Below are 21,331 nucleotides of genomic sequence, written 5' to 3' on the forward strand. Positions count from 1 at the left end.
TACTTCTCACGCCCGCCGTGACGCCCCACCTCACGGCTGACCGTGGACGGCGCCCGTCCCAGCCGGCCCGCGATCGCCCGGAAGGAGTCAGCAGCGGCCAAGCCCCGGGAGATCTCCTCCCGCTCTGCCAGCGAAAGCACCCCGGCCGATCGGGTCCTGACCGCCGGGACAAAACCGCCGTTCGCCGCGACCACCCCGTGGATTGACCCGGGCACCTTGCCCAGCGAACGCCCGATCTCGCTCAGCGACTGCCCGTCCCGCCATCGCCGCCACACTTCACGCTTCTGCTCGTCCGACAACCCCGGACGCCCGATCCTCGCCACCCAGCAACACCTCCAGTAACCGTTCTACCTGGGATGTTGCACCGACCCATTGACCTCACCGTCGCTTTTTTCAGGATCTTGATCGTCTGCTGCTGTTCGCGGTTCTCCTTGCGCAGCCGCTTGAGCTCCTCGCGCTCGGCACTGGTCAACTCGCCGGACACGCCCTCGCCCCGGTCCGTCTTGGCCTTGCGGTACCAGCCGCGCAGAGACTCGGAGCTGATGCCGAGTTCCCGGGCCACGGCGGTGACCGTCTTACCCGAGGAGTCGACGAGCGCGATCGCGTCCCGCTTGAACTCCTCGGCGTACCGCTTCGTGTACTTGTTTCCCACCTGGTGCTACTTCCTCTGGAACCTCAGGTCCCAGTCTCCAGGTGTCCACGATCAAGGGGAAGCTTCATCTGCCTCTGTGGCCAGCAGTCTGACAAGCCACCTCGTGAAGGCACGAGGTCAGAACTCGCGCGAATAGGCGATGCTGGGGCGATCGATCGGATCCTGCTCTGGCCCGCTGACTGCCACCCACTGCGACCATAGTGGGTGATCGGGTCGGTCACCGTTTGTAGCAGGAGGCGCGGCGCTGTCCTGCCCATGGCGTTGAGTGGGCTATGGAGAAGTACGGACTGCCTTTCCCGTTGCCTGTCTGGGAGTTGGGTAGGGCTGAGAGCAGCTACTGTGCTGTTCATGTCTGGTGATCTTCAAGATAGTGGGGCGTGCCGCGAACCGTCCGCGGGTGCGAGCAGGCGGTTGACCGATCCGGGGTGGCTGGTGAATGCCGACCCGGCCCAGGTGTGGGCAGGTTTGGACTGTGCCGCCGGCGCTGAAGAGGTGCTGGTGGCGGCGGTGTACCGGGCGTCGATGCGCGTGCACAAGTACGCGGCTCCTGGGGTGCGACGGCAGTTGCTGGCGCTGGACGCCGCCCGGTATGGGGCACCGGAGCTGGCGGCGGAACTCGCTGCGGCCGAGGCGGGCGACGAACCCGACGCCGAGTGGCGTGTGGAGTGGGCCAGCGGTTCCCTCCTTGGCTCTGCGCACACGAATGCCAGTACGCTCAGTGCCGACAAGCGGGCTGCGTGGGCAACCAGTTCGCTCTTCCGTCCCGAGGACATTTCCGTTCTGGGCGGCTACTACCCCGACGAAGTGGCGGTGGTGGCGACAGCCGCAGTGGGCGGCCGCACCCTTGCTCTCGTCACTCTCACCGGCAGCAACAGCCTCCGCGGCAAGCTGGTACAGGTGTGGGATGTGGCCACCGGCCGGCCCGTCGGTGAACCCCTGACCGGCCACACCGACACGGTGCGCGCGGTGGCGACGGCGATGGTGGACGGCCGTCCGGTCGCCGTCACCGGCAGCGACGACGAGACGGTGCGGATGTGGGACCTGACCACCGGCCGGCCGGTCGGTGAACCTCTGACCGGGCACACCGGCGGGGTGTTGGCGGTGGCGACGGCGATGGTGGACGGTCGCCCCGTTGCCATCACCGGCGGCCACGACAAGACGGTGCGGATGTGGGACCTGACCACCGGCCGGCCGGTCGGTGGACCCCTGACCGGGCACACCGGCGGGGTGTTGGCGGTGGCGACGGCGATGGTGGACGGTCGCCCCGTTGCCATCACCGGCAGCGACGACAAGACGGTGCGGATGTGGGACCTGACCACCGGCCGGCCCGTCGGTGAACCCCTGACCGGCCACACCGGCTGGGCGTCGGCGGTGGCGACGGCGACGGTGGACGGTCGCCCCGTTGCCATCACCGGCAGCTGGGACGACACAGTGCGGATGTGGGACCTGACCACCGGCCGGTCCGTCGGTGAACCTCTGACCGGGCACACCGGCGGGGTGTTGGCGGTGGCGACGGCGATGGTGGACGGCCGCCCGGTCGCCGTCACCGGCGGCCACGACAAGACGGTGCGGGTCTGGGACCTGACCACCGGCCGGCCCGTCGGTGAAGCCCTGACCGGCCACACCAGCCAGGTACGGGGGGTGGCGACGGCGATGGTCGATGACCGCGCCGTTGCTGTCACCGGAAGCTGGGACCGCACGGTGCGGGTCTGGGACCTGGCCACGGGCCGGCAGATCGGCGTCCCCCCGGCTCGCTACGACGAGAAGCTGGGGATGGTGGTGGACGGCCGCCCGGAGGCACTGGGGGCCATGGTGGTGAACGGCCGCCCCGTCACCCTTCCCGGCAGCGGCGGAGAGGCGCTCATCGGCGAGCATGTCGGCAAGCCTGTCGCGGGCCACACCGAGCCGGTGCGGGCGATAGCAACGGCAGAGCTGGACGGACGCCTCATAGCCGTCATCAGTGACGGGCCCGAGTCCGTCGGTGAAAACGTGCGGGCATGGGACCTCAACACCGGCCGGCAGCTCTGGGGGCCCGTGACCGACCGCCGAGGAGCATCGGTAGCGACCGCGGTGCTGGACGGTCGTCCCGTCGCCGTGATCCTCAGCGGCTCGGACGAAGTGGTCAGGGTGCGAGACCTGGCCACTGGTGAACAGCTCCGCGAATTCCCGACCAACGGAAGAGGGGGGCAGGCGTTGGCGACGGCGGTGCTGGACGGCCGGCCCGTCGTTGTCACCGGCTGGCCCGAGGTGTGGGACCTGACCACCGGCGAACAGATCCACGAACTCAAAGGCCCCGGCGACGCAGTGCTCTCGCTGGCGGTTGAGGCCCTCGACGACCGACACCTGGGAGCCGCAGCAGAGGCAATTGACGGCGGTGAAGCGGTTACAGAAGCCAAGGAACGCACGGTGGTGGTGGCAGGCGTCTTCGGAGACGCCTGCGGCTCGGTATGGGCGTGGGACCTGGCCACCGGCGAACAGGTGGGTGAGCCGTTCGAGGAAGCACCCGGGTGGCCTGAGGGGGTGAGCACTGTCGCCGTCGTGGTGGTGGATGGTCACGCGGCGGCTGCCTACGGGGGCGCGTTGGAGGGAATGTGCAGCCTCACCACAGGCGAGGAACTGGAAGAAGAGGACTACTTCGGCCGCAGTGAGAACATCAAAGCCCTCACGACAACCGTCATCAATGGCCGCTCCGTACTGATCTCCGGCAGCAGGAACGGGACGGTGCGCATGTGGGACGTGGCCACACGCGAGCAGATCGGGCGGCCTCTGGCCTTCCCTATGCCCATAGGCGCAGTGGAAGTGGCGCCGGATGGCCGCCTCGTGGTCGGCTTCGGCCCCGAAATCGCCGTACTCGCCCGACACTGAGCTCGACTCTGCTGCAGATCTCGGCATTTCCCGGCGCTGCTTGCCTTGCAGTCGAGTGAGACCGCCACGCCCGGACAGTGTTCATTTGTAGCGGCTTGTGACGGCGGTCCAAGCCGTCCGGGGTCGGCCGGGCGGCTTCGATGGGGAATTCGCCTTCTTCTCCGCCCCGTTGACCGCGCCCGAGCAGACACCGTAGTGCCGGATCGGGTGGACAGCACGCGCCACCGGCAACAGCAGGAACGTGCCGCCCGCCGGAGAGTCGACCGCACCCGTGGTGCGGTCGCCGTGGCTTGGCTTGGGTTGGCTGGGTGCAGGGTTGGGCCAGGCCCGGGACCACGGGCGTGCGTAGAAGTACCCAACTCCGGTCCCGGCGCTCGCCTGAGGGGTGCAGGCGGTTACCGTGTCGATCACGAATGACGGTCTCCACGGCGGTGGCGCGGGGAGTGAGGGTGTAGTGGTGGGTGGGCGGTTGGCCGATCCGGGGTGGCTGGTGAACGCCGACCCGGGGTAGGTCCTGGCGGCGCTGGATGGTGCGGCGGGGCGGGAGGAGGTGCTGGCGGCGGTGGTGTACCGGGCCTCGACGCATCTGCACCGAGATGCGGGGGCTGGGGTGCGGCGACAGTTGCTGGCATTGGATGCCGCCCGGTACGGGGATCGCGGGTTGGCGGCGCGGATCACGCGGTGCCGGTGGAGAGTGAGCCGGAGCTGCGGCGGGGGATGGACTGGGCCACCGGTGACGGCCTCCCCCCAGCTCCGGCACACCATCACCACCCACGCCTGGGCGGTGCGTGCAGTGGCGACGGTAACTACGTCGGTGGTGGACGGCCGCCCGGTCGCTGTCACCGGCAGCGACGATAGGGCGGTGCGAATGTGGGACTTGGCCACCGGCGAGCAGTTCGCTCCTTTCCTGTCGTTCCCCGCGCCTGTCCAGGCGTTGGCGGTGGCGCCGGGCGGAGAGCTGTTGGTCGGCTTTGACAAGGAACTCGCCCGCTTCTCCCCCCGCTGACCGCACGTGCCGCGCCGGGCCGGCCTGGAGCAGATGCCGTCGCGTCATTCGGCCGCTCCACCGTCGCCCTGATCACCGTCAGTCGGCCTGACGGGATGGCACTGGGAACCTTCCGCGCAGATGCCGAGGACGCCAGCACAACCGGCCACCGCTCCAGGGCGATGACGGGCTGAGGTCTCAGCTGGCGCCGTGGACAACGGTGCTGTCCTGACGTTCGTCACCTTGTGCGGCCGGCTGGGTGCACGATGTCCCCGACAAGCGCGATGAACACCTTGTGCCGGCGGGGCCAGGCGACGCCAAGCCTTCGGGCGAGGTTCGTGGTGGCCCGGCAGCCCCTTTGCCGGGCCACCTTCGATCAGTGTATGTCGGTGCGCTTTTCGAGGCGGGTGCCTTGGCGGAGGGTGATCGACATCAGGTCGCTGGGGGCGTCCAGTTCCAGGCGGTGCCAGCGGCCGCGGGGGACGATCACGGCGGCGCCTGTCTGCAGTTGCACCATGTCCTCGGTCCCGCCGGGCACGTCGGGACGGAAGTAGAGACGGATGCCGCCGGTCAGGCAGCACACCGCTTCCTCGGCCTCCGGATGCATCTCCCAGTGGTCGGCGTGAACGTCGGCGTTGGTCTCCACGTGGAACGTGGCGATCTGCCAGGCGCCGGAGCTGCTGTTCGTCATCTGCCGTTCGACGGCTCGGACGTCGCCGTCGGGGTGGAAATGCAGCGCCGAGGCGAACAGGTCGATGGTAGTGGTCGTCATGACGGGGTTCCTTCCAACTCGTTCTCTGTGGGATCGGTGGATCGCGGGACAGGGGTGATGGCTCGGCGGCGCGGCAGTACTCCGATGGCCACGACTGCCGCGAGCACGAAGATGGCGGCGGCGGTGGCCAGGCCCAGGGCGTAGCCGTCGTTGAGTGCGGCGGGGTCGGCGGTCGTGCCAGAGTGGTGCGCGGCGATGGTGGCCAGGGCGGCCAGGCCGATGCAGCCGCCGAGTTGGCGGGAGCTGTTCATGAAGCCGCTGGCCATGCCGGCCTCGCGGGGAGCGACGCCGGTGGTCGCGGCGGCGGCAACCGGAGCCAGGACCAGCCCGGCACCGACGCTGGTGACGAGGGACGGGCCGAGCACGTCGGCGAGGAAGCTGCCGTCTGGGCTGATGAGGGCGAACCTGCGGCGGCGAGGGTCGCCCATATGGCCGGGGAACCCCAGCCCTGGGTGCCGGTGCGGACGACACCGAACACCAACAGCCCGACTCCGCCTGTCGCCAGGACGGCGCCCAGTGCGTCCAGCCTCTCACGTCGGGCAGGTGATGCTCCAGCGGGCACCCCTGCGGGGATGAGTGCGAGAGCCGCCGCGACGATAGGCAGGTTGACCAGCATGACCCAGCGCCAGCCCGCGTACTCGGTCAGCAGTCCACCTGCCAGCACGCCCAGCGCGCCGCCCGCGGCGTTCACCGCGCTCCACACGCCCAGCGCCCGGACGCGCTGGGGGTTTTCGGCGAAGGTGGTGGTGAGCATCGCCAGCGCGGCCGGCGCGGCTGCGGCGGCGCCGAGGCCCTGACCGGCGCGTGCGGCGATCAGTTGCCAGGGATCCTGGGCCAGCCCGCCCACAAGCGAGCACAGCCCGAAGACGGTCAGCCCCAGCACGAACATCCGACGCCGGCCGTACAGGTCGCAAGCGCGTCCCCCCAACAGCAGGAACCCGCCGAACGTGAGCGCATATACGTGCACGACCCACGACAGGTCGAGCGGCGCGAATCCCAGCGCCGTGCGGATCGCGGGTAATGCGACGTTGACCACGGACATGTCCAGGGCGACGACGAGCTGGGCGACGGCGGCAGCCGCCAGCACCACTCCAGGCCTCCCGCGAGAGTTTCTGTACACGTAAGAAAACTTACAGGTCGGGGTTCGCTGTTGTCGACACCTGGGGAATGATGGGGGCATGCCGCAACCGTCCGCACCGCGCAAAACCCTGGGCCGCCTTCCCCGCATCTCTCGCGAGGAGATCATTGAGACGGCCCGCCGGATCGTGGATGAGGAGGGCGTGGACCGACTGACCATGCGCCGGCTGGCCACGGAAGTCGGCAGTACGCCGATGGCGCTCTACCACTACGTCCGCGACAAGGAGGAACTGCTCGTCCTCCTGCTGGACGACTACGCCGCCCGCACCCTGCGCCGACCGGAGCTGCCCGCCCACCCTCGCGAGCGGATCATCGTGGCCGCCACCGCAGTCCACGAGGCGCTCGTCGCCTGCCCCTGGATCGTGGAGGTACTGACCGCCGACGACTTGCTGGCCACGAGCGCGCTGTGGTTCGTCGAGCAGATCGTCGACGGCCTGGTCGAATGCGGCCTCTCCCTCGACCGGGCCGTGCACGGCTACCGTGCGATCTGGTACTACACCGCCGGAGAGATCGTGGTCAGGACAACAGCGGCCCGACGGCGCGCAGACGATGGCCGTGCGACCTACCGGGAGCAAGTCTTCGCCGATCTCGACCCAAGCGAGCTACCCCGCTTGGCGCAGGCCGCAGACCGTTGGGCTCCGCTGACCGCTGAGGACACCTACCGGGACGGGCTCCAGGCCCTGGTGGACGGCCTTCTCGTCAGCTGCAGACAGAATCGCCGCCGACGATGTGCCTGGCCGCTGACACCACGGTTCTCAAGTGTCGGCAAACGATGGCATCCTCAAGTGATCAATGCGCCACCCACGGTGATCATGTGATCGTGGAGGCACAGGTGCGTGACTACGGGTTTTCGCCGGCACAACAGGATGAGATCTGGAGACGCTGGCGTGCGGGGCAGTCGTTCAGCTTGATGGGGCGGGCGCTCGGGGCACCGATGCAGCACGCGCGTCGGTTCCTGTACCAGCTGCGGCGAACCCTCACCTGGGACCGAGGCCGCGAGATGGCCGAACACCAGGCCATCACAGCCGAGACGGGTATGCCGATCTACCTCTGCAAGCCGCGAAGCCCGTGGCAGCGCGGCACCAACGAGAACACCGACCGCCTGCTACGGCAGTACCTCCCCAAGGGCTCCGACCTCCGCACGTTCAGCCAGGCCGACCTCGACGCCATCGCTCACGAACTCAACCACCGCCCCCGCAAGACCCACGGCTACCGCACGTCAGCCGAGGTCTACGCTGACCTTCTGAACAGCGGTGATGCGCTGACCGCTTGAGCCCGCCATCGTTTGACGACAGGCAGGCGACGCGTCCAATGAAGCCGGGAAATCCGGGGGTTCACGGCGGCCCGAATCCAATCGGATCCGATGGTGATTGTTGACAGGGTTTGACGACAGATAGGGTCCGGTCCTTCGTCCGGAAAGGGGCTCTTCGGTGGCGAACCTGGTCGACAAGCGGGTCTCGACCGACCAGCAGTCCACCGCCCGGCAGAACCTCGTCCTGACCGAGGCTGGCATCGAGGACCCGGTCGTCTTCGAGGAGGACGCGGGCACCTCCAGCCGCCTTCACCCGCTCCGGCGGCCGAAGTTCCGCGCGCTCCTTGACTACGCGCGGCCCGGGGACACCGTGCACATCTCCGAGATGTTCCGCCTCGTACGCGGCACCGGACACATCCTCGACGTGCTCGACGTCCTCCACTGCGACCGCCTCGCGCTGCGCATCCACGACGGTGCGTTCTCCGCGATGGACCTCACCGCCCGCCACTCGCGCACCGGGGAGTTCCTGTCCACCGTGAAGTCCATGGTTTAGACCCTCACCGCCGCCGGCCTCCGGCGCGAACTGACCTACGACGGGCTGCGCGCCGCTGAGGCCAAGGGCAGCAAGGGCGGACGCCGCCCCGCCGTGGCGGCCGTCCAGACCGCCGACGTGCGCACCGCATACCTGGAAAGGCGCTCCATCGCCGCCCTCGCCCGCAACCACGGCGTCAGCCGCGGCGCGATCCGCACGGCCGTCGCCGACCTCATGCCCGACCACACCGCCATCGAGGAAGACGCCCCCGCCCGCGAGCTGCCGGTCACCCTCGACATGCCGGGTAAGGTCGCCGACTTCCTCCGCACGACCGAACTGGACGACGCCGAGCGGGCCGCGCTCGACCAGGGCGTGACCGTACGGCGTGGCCAGGGCTACACGCTCCGAGTCCCCGCGACGGCCTCGGTCCACCGCCAGCCGCTCGACAGCGCCTCTGCCATCCCGGCACAACGCAAGGCCCGCCGCGAGTACGCGAACCGCGTCAACACCCTCGCGGGCGACACCCCGTAACGAGCCGTCCGGACTCCAAGATCATCCCGTGGCGGGTTTCTGGCGTATCCGGGTCATGCCCCTTGTTGGATCGCCTCACCCACCGCTCGACCTCCCTGTGCTGGGCTGCGGTGAGGTGCTTGCCTGCTTTGGCGGTCTCCTCGGCGAGGAGCCGCGCGTCGCTGTGCAGCGTCTTCTTCGACACATGGGACGGCCGGGGACAACGGCACGAAGAAGGCCGAACAGCAGGATGGTGCCGCACTCCGGCAGGCCTGGGTCGCTTGCATGCACAAGCAGGGGCAGACGGACGTCGAACAGGACAACGGACCTCCTCGCCCGTCTGCTCGTCCGTGAACGGCCGCTCCGGTGCGCTTCTGCGCAGGTCGATGCCCTTCTGCAGGGCCTCGGCGGCATCCTCGTGTAGGGGGACGACGTGCCCTTTGCAGGTCTTGCGGCCGGACAAGAGGAGTCGCAGGGCGCCGTCGGGCTAGTGGTTCAGGCAGTCCTGTGGCACTTGCTGGATCCCGGCGCGGCGGGCTCCGGACCAGCGGGCAACCAGCAGGAGGCCCGCTGGAACAGGCAGGTGATCGCGTCGATGGCGGGCATCAGCCGGTCAAGGTCCTGCTCGGGGATGAACCGCGGTACCTTCTGCGGGTACTTCGGCCGCGTCACCGGTGCCGATGAGGGAGTGATTGGGTACGGCGGCGTACCGCAATTGCGCGGTGTCCCGGAAGAACTGCGACAACCCGGAGATCCGCTGGATCCGCGATATGACGCCTAGCGGTTCGCCCGTCGTCTGCGTCGGCGCCTTGGCCATGTGGCTGATCCAGTCCAGGCAGTGCTCGCGTGCGATGTAGGTGAAGATTGCTCGGCGAGCCACTGCCCGAAGACCCGCATTATCTCAACGTATTGTGCGCCATTTACTGTGCGTTCTGGCTATCGATGAAACTTCACAGCTTACGAGCGGAGGGCGGAGCAGGTGCGGTGACGTCTCGCCCTCCGGCGGGGCCAGGGCGCAGGGAACGCGTCAGCCCGTCCAGACATCCTCCACGTAGCGGTCCTCGGCCATCAGGGTGGACAGCCAGGTCTCGGCGTTCTGCTCGTCGTCTTCCACGCGGTCGCAGTAGATCCGTCGGAACGCGTCGCGCACGGCGGGTGCCATCGCGCGGCCGTCGCCGCAGACGCGGACGTGAGCGCCGGCTTCCAGCAGGGCCCATATCTCATCGGCTTCGCGCTGGATGCGGTGCTGGACGAACCGGTCGTCGTTCTCGGGGGCCTGGGAGAAGACCGGCCGCAGGCTGACCGCGCCTGCGGCCTCCGCTGCCTCCAGTTCGGTGCGGTGCAGGTAGTCCACGTCCGGGTGGTCACAGCCGAAGTAGCACACGAGGGGAGCCCGGCCGGGCTGCGGCGATGCAGTGCGGTCCGCGATCGCGGCGCGGAACGGGGCGAGCCCGGTTCCCGCGCTCACGGTGATGACCGGGACGGACGGGTCCGAGGGGAGTCGGAAGACATCCCGGCAGGGGGCGTTCCTGGCGTGGACGACGTCTCCCGGTTGCACCGTACTCAGGTAGGCGGGGCCCACACCCAGGAATGTGCCTTTGCCGCTTCGGTGGGGCGTTGGTGCTGCGGCGACCATGAGGTCGACGGCGTCGGGGGAGACCGTGGGGGAGGAGGAGACCGAGTAGTAGCGCGGGCGCAAGGGGGAGAGCGCTTCGAGCAGCAGGGGTAGCGACGGTCGGCAGGACGTGTGCCGCTCCAGCAGAGCAGGCACGGTGGGGAGGGTTTCGCCGGTTCCGTTGTGCGGGGCTGCGGCCAGGCCCTCCAGTGCCGTCCGGTCCGGCGGGCACTGGGCGACGGATGCCAGGAGCGTGGCCTGGCATGCGGTGACGGGTTGCTGGAGTTCCACGAAGTGTGTCAACAGGGTGCCCATGCTCAGTGGCCGGTTCACGGGGAGCGGGTCGCGGCCCGTCGTCGTCCGCAGGCGAACCACCCGGTCGAGGTCGAGACCGAGTAGATCCGCGAGGCGTTCCACGAGTGCGGCAGGGTTTGCCGGCCTGATGAGCAGATGGTCACCGGCCCGGTAGGGCGTGCCAGCGGGTAGACGCAGCCGGATGAAGCGCTTGGAGCGGGCCAAGGGGCTGTCGGTGTCGCACAGTTCCTGGTTGGTCACCACCTCCAGTGGCAGGAGGGAATCGCCGTCGGGCGACGTGGTGAGTACCGTGTGGTCCTCCTCCGAGTCGGCGTCCTCCACCGAGTAGCGGGGCGTGATCCCGTGGGACACCGGGCCCCCGGCGGGCTTCCCGTAGCGGCTGAGCAGGGCCGACCACAGCCCGGTGCCCCAGCGTGTGGTCTCGTCGGCGCCGTCGGCGCTCACGTCAACGGCCGCTCGCTCCACCACGGCTTCGGCCCCGGCAGCGGCCAGCTTCTCGTCGATCAGAGTGGGTATGCGCTGATAGGTGGTGGCCCAGTTACGGTCGCCCAGTCCCAGTACGGAATACGGGACGCCGGCCAGGCGGCCGACGTTCTTGCTGTCGGACACCCATTCGATGAATCGGGAGGCGTCGTCGGTCGGGCGTCCGTTGTAGGAGGCGGTGACGATTACCACCGGCTGGTCGGGCACGAGCGTGTCCACGGCGTCGTCCAGTCGGCTGACCTCAGGGGTGAATCCGTGCCGTGCTCCCTGGTCGGCGAGGTCGTGGGCCAGGGCACGGCAGGCGCCGAGGTTGGAGCCGTACAGCACGGTGAGCTCCGTGCCGGGGGCGCGCAGAGCGGGCGTGGTCTCTTCGGGCGGGGCGGACACCGCGGCCGGGGCGGGCGGCCTGACCCGGTGGCGGTCGGCCGCGGTCCTGCGTACCGGTGTCAGACGGAATCCGTCCGGTTTGAGCGTCAGGGTTTCCTTGACTCGCAGCTTGTAGTTGCTGTGGTCCACCAGTCGGTAGCGGTGGACGAGCAGGCCGAGCAGTAGCGTTGCCTCATGCAGGGCGAACTGCCGGCCGATGCAGGAACGTTCACCGTTGCCAAATGGCTTGAAGAGGTGGGCGGGGCGGTCGGCCACGCGTTCCGGCGTGAAGCGCGTGGGATCGAAGAGCCCGGGGTTGTCGCCCCAGGCCGGGTCGCGGTGCAGCATCGGGGTGAGGACCATGACGGCCCGGCCCTGGCGCAACGGGTAGCGGCCGCCCAGCATTGTGTCCTCCAGAGCCTCCAGCGAGAAGGCGGGGGCGGTGGGCCACAGCCGCAGGCCCTCGTTGAGGACCTGGCGGACGTAACGCAGTCGGCCGACATCCTCGTAACTCGGGTCGGGTTCAGGCTCGTCCCCCCACACGGTGGTGGTCTCCTCCTGGGCCCTGGCCAGCACCTCGGGGTGCTTGAGCAGGTAGTACAGCGCGAAGGAGAGGGCGCCGCTGGTGGTTTCGTGCCCGGCGATCAGGAAGGTGATCACCTGGTGGCGGATGTTGAGGTCGTCCAGCGGCTCGCCGGTCTCCTTGTCGGTGGCGTGCAGCATCAGCCCCAGCAAGTCGTCGGCGCCGTCGGCGCGGCCCGGGCCCGCGGTACGGCGTCGCCGGATGACGTCGTCGACAAGGGTGTTCATGGCCGCGATGTCGGCGGCGTTGCGGGTGTTGCGGGAGCGATAGAGCAGATCAAGCCCGGGGATGAACTGCGGCTTGGCCTGGGCATGGGCCAGCGCCCGGACCATCGAGCCGATGAAGGGGTGCGGCCTGTCACGGCCGAAGGAGTCGAAGTCGTAGCCGAAGCCGCACAGCCCGATGGTGTCCAGAGTGAGCCGGGTCATATGGCTTGCCACGTCCACCGGTGTGCCCTCGTGGGCGTCCCAGTGGGTGATGAGCTTGCGTGCCACATCCAACATCGTGGGGTGGTAGTCGCGTAGGGCGTTCGCGGCGAAGGCGGGCAGCAGGATGTTGTGCGCCTTGCGCCAGTTCGGCTCGTCGCCGTACGCGGTGAACAGGCCGTCGCCCGCGAAGTCGCGCACGGCCTTCAGGGCGTCGGTCGCCGACTTGCGGAAGCGCGACTCGTCGCACAGTTCGGCCACCAGGTCCAGCCCCGAGACGATCAGCAGCTCCTGGCCGAAGAACCGCAGGGTGTAGGCCGGGCCCAGGGTGCGTGCCTCGCGCATCGCGTACCGGATGAATCCGCCCGGGGGCACGCTCAGCGCGTGCCCAACCAGGGGCAGCGCGCGCCCCTCAGGCGGCTTGCGGCCCGCTCGTAAGGTCGTGATGGTCATCTTTTCCACCCTCCGCTGGTGCTCCGCCATGCCATTAGCGGATCACTGTACAAGTGACTTTGTCGAGTGACAAAGTCACTTGACTTGAACGTTTGACTGTGTTGCTACAATCGGCCACATGTCTCATGTCAGCGCCGCCGACCGCCGTCCCCAGCTCATCGCGGCGGCCATTGATCTCATGGGGCGCGAGGGCGTTGCCGCAGGGAGTACGCGGGCCATCGCCTCGGAGCTCGGGGTCGCGCAGGCAACCGTGCACTACACCTTCGGCGCGAAGGCAGACCTGTACCGGGCAGTGCTGGAGAGCCTCGCCGAGGGCATGGTCGCCAGGGTGCGCGCCGAGGCGAGCCGCAGCTCGGCGACGCTCGAAGAGGCGTTCCGCGCCGTGGGGGACGCGTTGTGGCGTCAGCTCTGTGAGCAGCCGGAGCGCCATCTCCTGATGTATGAGCTCGTCATCTTCGCGCTCCGGAGCCCGGAGCTCCGTGATGTAGCCGACCGATTCCACCGGGACATTCAGGACGCGGCGGCGGTGATCGTCGCGGAGGCCGCGGAGCGGGCTGGTCAAGTTCCCGCAGTGCCCGCGGCAGAGCTCGCCCGCTTCATTCTTGCCGGGTTCGACGGGCTCTCGCTGGAGCTCCTGGTCCGGGGCGGTCGCCCCGGGGCGGACATGGAGCGCTCCATGGAGCACCTGATGGCCGCGACGGCGTCTCTTGCGGGAGCCGGGAAACCGCCGCTGTCAGCGGGTGGTTGACCCCGCTCGCCGAGCGGTGCAGGGAGCGATTTTGGCCAGCGTGCGGGGGAGTGGCGATCTTCTTCTGGTTTGTCACATATGAACGACAGGCCCAGCGCCGGGGTCTCTTTCCGCCTTGCCTCGGCGGTAGAGCAGGGCGCAGGTAACCAGTCCACCGATGAAGAATGCGGCGGACCACCAGTATGAGGTGGAGTAGCTCTTCAGGCTGGCCTGCGCCAGAACGGTCGGATGGTGGGGATCCCTGTTGGACAGTAATCGGGGGCGGCAGCCACCTACAAACGCGGCTTCGGCTACCACCTGCTGCTGTGCTTCCTGGACAACACCGGTGAAGCCCTGGCCGCAGTGCTGCGGCCGGGCAACGCCGGTGCCAACACCGCCACCGACCACATCACAGTCCTGGACGCGGCCCTGGCCCAGATCCCCGACGCCCACCGCCACGGCACCGACATCCTCATCCGCGCCGACAGTACCGGAGGAGCAAAGGCATTCCTCACCCACGTCCGAGCGCCGCGCGAGCGGGATATCCACACCTCCTTCTCCGTCGGATACGCCGTCACTGAACCGGTTCGCCGCGCGATCCGCACCCTGCCTGACCACCTCTGGCCACCCGCGCTCGAGCAGGACGGCACCTTGCGGACCGGCGCCGAAGTGGCAGAGCCGACCGGCATGGTCGACCTTGCCGACCACCCAGACGGCACCCGGATCATCGTCCGGCGCGAACGCCCGCACCCCGGCGCCCAGCTGTCCTTGTTCGACCTGGACGAGGGCATGCGCCATCAGGTCTTCCTCACCGACACCCCGGCCGGCGAGGGCTCCCTGCGACATCTGGAGGTTCGCCACCGCGCACACGCCCGTGTCGAGGACCGCATTCGCTGCGGCAGGACCACCGGCTTCGGCCGCTTCCCCTCCCGCCACTTCGCGCTCAACACCGCCTGGCTGGAGCTGTCCCTGACCGCTGCCGATTTGATCGCCTGGACCCAGACCCTGCTCCTGCATGGAGAGTTGGCCACCGCCGAGCCGAAGAAGCTCCGTTACCGGCTGCTACACGCAGCCGCCCGCATCACCCGTGGAGGCCGCCTCCACCTACGGATCGCTGCCACCTGGCCCTGGCGGCACGAGTTGGCGAACGCATTCGCCTGTCTCGCTGCCCTGCCGAGACCAGCCACCTGAACACCGGCGCGGTCCTTGACCACCCACGACCCGAGGAACCCTGGAGCACCCGGCCCAAGCATCGGGCCCCAGCCATGCCCACCCACCGACGAGCCACCGAGAGCCACGGCCCACCACAGTCAGCCCAGCTCAGTCGCCCCGACCGAAACGGGGAGGCCAGTGGGGTCGGCCGCCTTCGTCATCTTCGCAGCCTAGAACAAGAACGCAGTCGGCCCACCAGCGCCAAGGGAATTGCTTGAGGGTGTCACCACTGCCGCCCCCTGCGGATACCTGGTACGCCTGACGCCGCCCCCAGGCCACGAGCGAACGCAAACCCTGCAGCCGATGCCTCGTGATCTGCTCACCTGGTCGGTGTGTGAGGCTGCGATGTACCGAGGCCGCGCTGGTCGAGTCGATCGGTGCGCAGCCAGATGGTGGGGTCAGCGGTGGTGGTGGTGAGGGTGGGGTCAGCAGCGGTGAGCACGGCGGAGCGCGGGTCACGTCGGCTCGGCGACGTCGGAGCTGTCCACAGTCTGCATCCGGGCATGCTGCCGGAGGGTGCCATCGCCCGCGCCGTGTGAGCGGCGAGAACTCGGCATACAAAGATCACCTGGTTCGTGATTGTGGGGCCCGTCAACGCTGCGTACACAGATCAACTCCAGTAAGCTGAACGCGCGTTAGGAAGTGGCAAGGCCGCGAGTCGACTGCGTGGGATGGCGGGAAGGCCCAGATGGAACCTGCGTTCGCCGTCCTCATCGGAGCTCTGATGAACCTGTTCGTTCACGTTCACCGGGCTCCGCCCTGCGACTGTTTCCGAGGCCGGGAGTTGCACGCGAGGCGGGCGGGACGACCGATGCACCTCGTGGGGGATCACGCCGATAGAGCCTTGGCCGGCTCGGGCGATTCACCGGGCTCGTCTCAGTCACGCAGTCGTTTGTCTGCGGTGCCACCGCTTCGCCCTGCACGAACGGTCCACGGGCTGTTCACGAATTGCCACACATTACTCCTGCCCGCCAGTTCTCCGGAGACCGTGCTCACCCCCCTTTGAGGGGAGCGAATCGCTGCGCCGTTCTTCGAAGGCTCGACCCCGAAATCTAGGACCACTCTCCGTGACCTTGTCCTCAAAAATCGCCCTTGCCCTCGGCGTCTTGTCCCTTCTCCTAGCAGTCTGGGCGCTGCTCCTGGCACGCTCGCGCCGCAAACTCATACGACGGGGCAAGGAGTTGTCCGCGGAGGCACAGGCCGCCAGTTCCCGTGCGCAGGCTGCCGAGGGCCGCGCCCGAACCGAGGCGCAGAACAGGCAGACCGCAGAGTCCCGCACGCACGAAGCCAGTACCCGCGAGGCGGAGCTTCTCGACGAAGTACGTCACATGGTCTCCCAGCGGCTCCCCGCTCTCGCACTGCACCTGATCAGCTCTCATCACCCAGTCCCCGGACTGCTGCACAAGAACCTCGTGGGGTCCGAGGCCGGACAGCTCCTCGACGCTCTGCCCGAAGCTGTCTCTGGCATCGTCCTCAAGGAACGGCGCCGCATCGACGCCGCTGCTCGGGCTGCCCTGCGCGGTGCGACTCAGGAGTCTCAGGCTCTTTCCTACCGGCTGCAGACGAATATCGTGGGCCTTCAGCACGAGTTCAGCGCGCCGCCCCGTCTGACGCAGAGCCTGCTTGAATCCGACCACCTCAATGAGCAGAACCTGCGCCTCACGCAAAGGTCCGCCATCGTGTGCGGAGGCTGGCCGGGTCACGTCCGCAAGGACACCTACGTGGGTGAGGTCGTCAGCGGCGCCTCCTCGCGACTGCGCGGCTTCGAACGCGTCAACATCGTTTCTCGGCACAGCCTTTCCCGCATCGGAGTGGTCGGGCGTGCAGCCGAGCCTGTTGCTGTGGTCTGCGCCGAGCTGATGGCCAACGCGCTGGAGCACTCCCGTGACGACTTCATGGTGGACGTCACCTTGGTCCAGACCGGCAACGGCAGTGTGTGCATCACGATCGACGACGCCGGCAAGGGTATGACGTCAGAGGCGCTCGCTCGCGGCCGAGGTCTGATATCGGGTGAACAGCAAGAGGTGATGCTCCTTGAGCTCGGTGACCCGCCCTCTATGGGCTTCGCCGCCATCGGCCGACTCGTCGCCGACTACGGCCTCCGCGTCTCCATCGACAATTCCTCTCCCTATGGCGGGGTGCGCGCTGTGGTGTCAGTTCCCGAGAACTTGCTGACGTCGATGGACGAAGACGCCACACCTCCGTCGGTCCTGGCGCCCCAACCTGCCGCGGCACCTCAGGCCCACAGGCGGCCCGCAGCTCCCGATTCGCCAGCATCCCCGTCCGCGCCGAACGGGGCAGCGGAGCTGCCGCAGCGCCGCCGCCGTTTCTCAGCGACTGCCACCAATGACAAAGCCGCCGTGGCGCCCCGCCCCTTGGACCCGGAAGACACTGGCGCCCTCTGGAGCGATTTCCAAAGTGGTCTCACCAACGGCCGGCCCGTCACCGATTCGGAGTAAGCACTGTGATCACGCCTGAAAACCACGATGTGACCGGTTCGTCCGCCTGGGTTCTGAAGCCCATCACTGAGATCCCTGGTGTCCGGCACGCCCTGACCATGACGCTCGACGGGATGGTCCAGGCCACCTCCGAGAACCTCACCAAGGACGAGGCGGACGGCATCGGTGCGATGACTGCCGCGTTGCACTCCGCTTCCCGCGCCGCCACCAACGCCGTTCTGGGAGTACCCCCAAGCACTCCACTCAAGACCGTCACCTCACACAATGATCAGGGTATCTACATGGTCATGCCGGTCGGCGAAGGAACCAACACCCTGATCGCGGCGGCGGGCGATCAGGACATGCCCATGGGGGTGGTCGCGGCCACCATGGCCCGCCAGGCCATGAAACTCGGGGAACAGATAATGTCCGTTCCCGCCCGCGCCAGTGACGCAGCGTCATGAGTCGCGGTCAGGAACAGCGACGTCTGCTTCCGGCCTACCTGGCCACCGGAACCAGTCCCGGCACCGGCCTCTCGGGCACCCTCGATTCGCTGGCTGCCCTGCGCGCCAGCGGCTTGCCCCTCGCCAGGTTCCACACGGCGGTGCACCAGCGCGTGGTCGAGCTCGTCACCGACGGATCTCTCAGCGTCGTCGAACTAGCCGGCTATCTCGGCCTCCCGGTCAGCGTGACCCTGGTACTTGCCGAACAACTCGTAACTGACGGGCAGTTAAAGGCCACCGTTCCCATACCGGACGCTCTGCGCGCGTCGAACGATGGCCGGCCGTCGAAAGAAGTCTTGGAAGAGGTTCTGAGTGGACTCCACGCTCTCCTTGCCGCCTAGCTCGCCCCCCGTCTACCTGCCTGAGGGAGAACACCGAAGGATCAAGATCCTCGTTGCCGGCCCGCTCGGCATCGGCAAGACGACCGTAGTCAAGTCGCTGTCGCAGATTCCGACCCTGCACACCGACGAGGTCATGACGAACGCCGCCGTCGCTACCGACGACCTCAGCCACGATGTCCTGCGTGACAAAACCACCACCACGGTCGCCATCGACTTCGGCCGCCTGACCCTGCCGGGCGACAAGATCGTTCTGTACCTGTACGGAACCCCCGGGCAGCGCCGCTTCCTTCCTCTGTGGGAAGGCATCGCCTTCGGAGCGCTCGGTGCCCTCGTCCTGGTCGACACCCGGCGGCTCAAAGACTCCTGGGAAGTGATGGAACTCATTGAGGAGCGCGGTTTGCCGTACGCCGTCGCTGTCAATGTTTTCCCCGACTCACCCAAATACGACCTGTCGCTCATCCGTTCGAAGCTCGACCTCGCCCCAGAGACACCACTGGTCACCTGTGACGCACGAGAGAAGAACAGCGGCCTCAACGCCCTGGTCAAACTGACCGAACATTCCATAACCCGTGCCGGAGTCAAAGCCTCGTGACGCTCACACCAGCCGAAACACCCGTGTCCCTGCACGGGGCCGAACATGCCGCCAACCCGCAGCGCAGCTATGAACTGCTGCGCATGCAGGGGCCGGTCGGCGTAGCCGAGGTGGCCCCCGGTCTCGTGGTCAACCTGATCACCGACTACAGGGCCGCCCTTGACCTCCTCCAGGACACCGATACATGGACCAAGGACACCCGGAGCTGGCTGCCTCAGGTGCCGGAGGACAGCCCGATCCGGCCCCTGGTGGAGTGGCGGCCAAGTCTGTTCTTCGCCGACGGCGAGACACACGCGCACCTGCGACGTGTGATCACGGACAGCTTCGGTCTCCTGGACCCGAACGATGTGCGTGTCCTGACATTCCGGTACGCCGACACGCTGCTTCAGGAATTCGCTGATACCGGGAGCGTCGACCTCGTCCGCCAGTACGCGCAGCAGCTGCCGCTGATGGTCTTCAATGCTCTGTTCGGCATGCCGGACGAGGAGGGCCCACGGCTCGTGTGGGCGCTCGAGGCGATGATGGACAGCGATCCGGAAACACAGGCAGCGGGCGGGCAGTCGTTCGGCGCCTACCTCGACACTCTGTACAGGACGAAGGCGGAGCAGCGCGGCCACGACTTGACCTCCTGGTTCATCGATCACCCCAATGGACTGAGCCAGGAAGAGGCCGTCAACCAGATCCTCATCACCCTCGGGGCTGGGAACGAGCCACTGTGCAACCTCATCGCCAACACGCTCGTCCGCATGCTCAGCGACGACCGATATTTCGGCACCCTGACCACCGGGAGCCTGCCCATCCAGCACGCCATCGACGACGCGCTGTGGCACGACGCGCCGCTGGCCAACTACAGCGTCCACTTCCCCAAGAAGGACGTGACCTTCCACGGTGCTCGCATCAGCGCAGGCTCGCCCGTCATGGTGTCGTACGCCGCCGCCAACACCTGTCCTCACTCGGGCATGCCGGCGGACGGCTACCGCTCCGGGAGCAAGGCCCATCTGGCCTTCGCTGCAGGGCCCCATACATGTCCGGCCCGTGACGTCGCCACGCTGATCGCCACCGCCGCCATCGAGAGGCTCCTGACCTACCTGCCGGACATCGAACTGGACATTCCCGCCGACAAGCTGACCTACCGCCCTGGGGCTGTCCACCGGACGCTCACTGCGCTCCCGGCGCGATTCACCCCGCTGACCCCCGACGCCAACGGGGCCACTCCCTGGAGCCGGAGCCCTTCCCGCCCCGAGCGGGACACGCCATTCTCCCCGACGTCAGGCAGCACTGAGGCGTAGAAGCCTTATCACCTGCCGTCGACCGTCACGTCGCGGTGGTGTCGCCCGGGAACCGGTCGGCACCACCGCCAAAGCCCTGAGGAGGGGACGCGGGTCCGTTGGCCCGTCCTCTGCAAGAACGGAACCGCGACGACGGTTCTCGAACGAAAGAGGATCAACCGCCGGTGACACAAACCCTTCCCACTGTCCTGCCCGACCTCTCTTCCCTACGACAGAAGGTGGGCGCGGCTCTGACCGGATTCCTGGACACCAAGGAACGTGCCGCGCCAGGAATCGAACTGCTCTACCTGACCACTGCCCTACGCGGACTCCTGACCGGCGGAAAACGACTTCGGTCCCTGCTGTGCCTGTACGGATGGCAAGCTGCCGGAGCAACAGGTGACATGACTGCTGCCGTTCGCGCTGCCGCCAGCCTCGAACTCTTCCAGGTGTTCGCCCTGGTACACGACGACGTGATGGACGACAGTGATATCCGCCGCGGCCGGCCGTCCGCCCACCGTGCACTGGCCACCGCGTATACCGACAGCGGCGGCCCGGGCAGCCGGGCCGAGGCGCACGGTGTGGGCGCGGCCGTCCTTCTCGGCGATCTGGCCCTGGTGTGGTCCGATGAACTTCTCCGAACAGCAGACCTCAGCCCGGAGCGGCTGGCCCAGGTGCTGCCCCTGGTGGCCGAAATGCGGAGCGAGGTCATGTACGGCCAGCTCCTGGACTTGCAGACCACCGGCCGCCTTGCCGGCGACGTGGATACCGCGCTGCACGTCATTCGATACAAAACGGCTAAATACACCATAGAGCGGCCCCTGCACATAGGGGCGGCAGTAGCCGGAGCGGCCCCGCCCGTACTCGATGCTTGCACCGGCTTCGGCATACCACTGGGGGAAGCGTTTCAGCTGCGGGACGACCTGCTCGGGGTCTTCGGTGATCCTGTCAAAACAGGCAAACCAGTACTGGACGACCTGCGCGAGGGCAAGGGTACCGTCTTGATGGCGCTCGCGGTCCAGCGAGCTTCCACAGCCGAACTGAAAACACTGCGCGAGCTCGTCGGCCGAAGCGACCTCGACGAGGAACACGCAGCTGCGATCCGCACGATCCTGAACTCCACCGGCGCCCGGCAGACCGTGGAGGAAATGATCACCACACGACGGGTCGCCGCCCTCGCCGCCCTGGACAACGCTCCCTTCCCCGGAAGTGCCACAGCCGCCCTGCGCAGACTCGCCCTGGACGCAACGGCCAGGCAGACATAAGGCATCGCCGCACTCCGCCGACCGGAACCCCGAGGAGGAA

Annotated in this window: 16 protein-coding genes and 4 pseudogenes; 14 read left to right on the forward strand and 6 right to left on the reverse strand. The window is 68.0% G+C overall.

Translation table 11 applies throughout. The features are described 5' to 3' along the window. Both ACIQCZ_RS39735 and ACIQCZ_RS39740 read right to left on the reverse strand, forming a co-directional pair. The coding region (locus ACIQCZ_RS39735; protein WP_402290698.1) for a helix-turn-helix domain-containing protein at positions 1 to 323 on the reverse strand (323 nt) is incomplete at its 3' end. Further along, positions 242 to 652: a transposase gene (locus tag ACIQCZ_RS39740; RefSeq protein ID WP_402290700.1), complete on the reverse strand. Its 411-nt coding sequence runs from the start codon at positions 650 to 652 to the stop codon at positions 242 to 244. The genes ACIQCZ_RS39740 and ACIQCZ_RS39735, both read right to left, overlap by 82 nt. Before the next feature lie 348 nt (positions 653 to 1,000). Here ACIQCZ_RS39740 and ACIQCZ_RS39745 point away from each other — a divergent pair, with 348 nt between their 5' ends. Both ACIQCZ_RS39745 and ACIQCZ_RS39750 read left to right on the forward strand, forming a co-directional pair. Further along, positions 1,001 to 3,517, forward strand: a complete 2,517-nt coding sequence (locus ACIQCZ_RS39745) for a WD40 repeat domain-containing protein (protein WP_402290702.1) — start codon at positions 1,001 to 1,003, stop codon at positions 3,515 to 3,517. A 733-nt stretch (positions 3,518 to 4,250) separates the two neighbouring features. Then, complete coding sequence (locus ACIQCZ_RS39750) at positions 4,251 to 4,523, forward strand: WD40 repeat domain-containing protein (RefSeq protein WP_402290704.1); 273 nt, start codon at positions 4,251 to 4,253, stop codon at positions 4,521 to 4,523. Positions 4,524 to 4,878: 355 nt separating this feature from the next. Here the strand turns inward: ACIQCZ_RS39750 and ACIQCZ_RS39755 are convergent, their stop codons facing one another. Further along, a complete protein-coding gene (locus ACIQCZ_RS39755; RefSeq protein ID WP_402290707.1) occupies positions 4,879 to 5,274 on the reverse strand; it encodes a cupin in 396 nt (131 codons plus the stop codon). Further along, positions 5,271 to 6,316, reverse strand: a pseudogene (locus ACIQCZ_RS39760) (MFS transporter). Before ACIQCZ_RS39760 ends, ACIQCZ_RS39755 begins: the two are co-directional and overlap by 4 nt. Before the next feature lie 136 nt (positions 6,317 to 6,452). Between ACIQCZ_RS39760 and ACIQCZ_RS39765 the strand changes: the two are divergent. The 4 genes and pseudogenes from ACIQCZ_RS39765 to ACIQCZ_RS39780 all read left to right on the forward strand — a co-directional run. Beyond that, positions 6,453 to 7,115, forward strand: a pseudogene (locus tag ACIQCZ_RS39765) (TetR/AcrR family transcriptional regulator); the annotation flags it as partial. Between the two features lie 260 nt (positions 7,116 to 7,375). After that, a pseudogene (locus tag ACIQCZ_RS39770) lies at positions 7,376 to 7,684 on the forward strand (IS30 family transposase); the annotation flags it as partial. Between the two features lie 157 nt (positions 7,685 to 7,841). Further along, on the forward strand, positions 7,842 to 8,216 hold the full coding sequence (locus tag ACIQCZ_RS39775; RefSeq protein WP_402290710.1) for a recombinase family protein: 375 nt from the start codon (positions 7,842 to 7,844) through the stop codon (positions 8,214 to 8,216). Between the two features lie 117 nt (positions 8,217 to 8,333). Further along, a complete protein-coding gene (locus tag ACIQCZ_RS39780) occupies positions 8,334 to 8,726 on the forward strand; it encodes a resolvase (protein ID WP_402290713.1) in 393 nt (130 codons plus the stop codon). A 592-nt stretch (positions 8,727 to 9,318) separates the two neighbouring features. Here the strand turns inward: ACIQCZ_RS39780 and ACIQCZ_RS39785 are convergent. Together ACIQCZ_RS39785 and ACIQCZ_RS39790 are read right to left on the reverse strand one after the other, a co-directional pair. Further along, on the reverse strand, positions 9,319 to 9,585 hold the full coding sequence (locus ACIQCZ_RS39785; protein WP_402290716.1) for a hypothetical protein: 267 nt from the start codon (positions 9,583 to 9,585) through the stop codon (positions 9,319 to 9,321). Positions 9,586 to 9,732: 147 nt separating this feature from the next. Beyond that, positions 9,733 to 12,945 (reverse strand): cytochrome P450, encoded by a 3,213-nt coding sequence (locus ACIQCZ_RS39790; protein WP_402290719.1) that lies wholly within the window; start codon positions 12,943 to 12,945, stop codon positions 9,733 to 9,735. A 118-nt stretch (positions 12,946 to 13,063) separates the two neighbouring features. Here ACIQCZ_RS39790 and ACIQCZ_RS39795 point away from each other — a divergent pair, with 118 nt between their 5' ends. From ACIQCZ_RS39795 to ACIQCZ_RS39830, 8 genes and pseudogenes are all read left to right on the forward strand, one after another. Beyond that, a complete protein-coding gene (locus ACIQCZ_RS39795) occupies positions 13,064 to 13,693 on the forward strand; it encodes a TetR/AcrR family transcriptional regulator (protein WP_402290722.1) in 630 nt (209 codons plus the stop codon). A 261-nt stretch (positions 13,694 to 13,954) separates the two neighbouring features. Continuing rightward, positions 13,955 to 14,863: pseudogene (locus tag ACIQCZ_RS39800) on the forward strand (transposase); the annotation flags it as partial. Positions 14,864 to 15,951: 1,088 nt separating this feature from the next. Further along, a complete protein-coding gene (locus tag ACIQCZ_RS39805; protein ID WP_402290725.1) occupies positions 15,952 to 17,343 on the forward strand; it encodes an ATP-binding protein in 1,392 nt (463 codons plus the stop codon). 5 nt (positions 17,344 to 17,348) lie between these two features. Further along, positions 17,349 to 17,786, forward strand: a complete 438-nt coding sequence (locus tag ACIQCZ_RS39810; protein WP_376216340.1) for a roadblock/LC7 domain-containing protein — start codon at positions 17,349 to 17,351, stop codon at positions 17,784 to 17,786. Then, positions 17,783 to 18,166 carry a DUF742 domain-containing protein gene (locus ACIQCZ_RS39815; RefSeq protein ID WP_376216338.1) on the forward strand — a complete coding sequence of 128 codons (384 nt, stop codon included), beginning with the start codon at positions 17,783 to 17,785 and terminating at the stop codon, positions 18,164 to 18,166. Before ACIQCZ_RS39810 ends, ACIQCZ_RS39815 begins: the two co-directional genes overlap by 4 nt. Then, entirely contained in the window at positions 18,138 to 18,758 is a 621-nt protein-coding gene (locus ACIQCZ_RS39820) for an ATP/GTP-binding protein (protein WP_376216337.1), read from the forward strand. The genes ACIQCZ_RS39815 and ACIQCZ_RS39820 overlap by 29 nt, the downstream gene beginning before the upstream one ends. Next, entirely contained in the window at positions 18,755 to 20,047 is a 1,293-nt protein-coding gene (locus ACIQCZ_RS39825) for a cytochrome P450 (RefSeq protein WP_402290729.1), read from the forward strand. Before ACIQCZ_RS39820 ends, ACIQCZ_RS39825 begins: the two co-directional genes overlap by 4 nt. 164 nt (positions 20,048 to 20,211) lie before the next feature. Continuing rightward, positions 20,212 to 21,291, forward strand: coding sequence for a polyprenyl synthetase family protein (locus ACIQCZ_RS39830; protein WP_402290762.1), 1,080 nt, complete (start codon positions 20,212 to 20,214; stop codon positions 21,289 to 21,291). The last annotated feature ends 40 nt before the right edge of the window (positions 21,292 to 21,331 follow it).

It is taken from the genome of Streptomyces sp. NPDC093149, assembly GCF_044754145.1.
GTDB lineage: Bacteria > Actinomycetota > Actinomycetes > Streptomycetales > Streptomycetaceae > Streptomyces.

What these genes read in the sequence shown, in the direction of transcription:
- ACIQCZ_RS39745 (WP_402290702.1), top strand. Translation starts at nt 1,001, where the DNA reads ATGTCTGGTGATCTTCAAGATAGTGGGGCGTGCCGCGAACCGTCCGCG.
- ACIQCZ_RS39755 (WP_402290707.1), bottom strand. Translation starts at nt 5,274, where the DNA reads ATGACGACCACTACCATCGACCTGTTCGCCTCGGCGCTGCATTTCCAC.
- ACIQCZ_RS39815 (WP_376216338.1), top strand. Translation starts at nt 17,783, where the DNA reads ATGAGTCGCGGTCAGGAACAGCGACGTCTGCTTCCGGCCTACCTGGCC.
- ACIQCZ_RS39795 (WP_402290722.1), top strand. Translation starts at nt 13,064, where the DNA reads ATGTCTCATGTCAGCGCCGCCGACCGCCGTCCCCAGCTCATCGCGGCG.
- ACIQCZ_RS39790 (WP_402290719.1), bottom strand. Translation starts at nt 12,945, where the DNA reads ATGACCATCACGACCTTACGAGCGGGCCGCAAGCCGCCTGAGGGGCGC.